This is a genomic window from Planococcus sp. CAU13 (assembly GCF_000775575.1).
Taxonomy (GTDB): domain Bacteria; phylum Bacillota; class Bacilli; order Bacillales_A; family Planococcaceae; genus Planococcus.
Genome location: NZ_JRGN01000261.1, coordinates 1 through 208 on the forward strand (window position 1 = coordinate 1; position 208 = coordinate 208).

Consider the following 208-nt stretch of genomic DNA (forward strand, 5'->3'; position numbering starts at 1 on the left):
CGCAGAAATAATTTTTTGAACACAGAAATAATCCTGTGAACGCAGAATAATTTCTCGTAAGGCAACAATTGGCGCTTTGACGCTGTCCACTAGTGGAATTGCAGACTTAATAGCTTCTAAAGAAGAGAATTCAGCTGGCCTCAACTCCAATCCCACAAAAAAGCTGAGGTCAAAAGACAAATGGATGCTTTTCGCGGGCGAAAAGCGA

1 protein-coding gene is annotated in these 208 nt (G+C 41.8%); it reads right to left on the reverse strand.

Annotated features, from left to right (window positions below; genetic code table 11):
• Window positions 1-208, reverse strand: a 208-nt coding sequence (locus KW93_RS17835; protein WP_235318415.1) for a hypothetical protein, incomplete at both ends; no start/stop codon positions are given.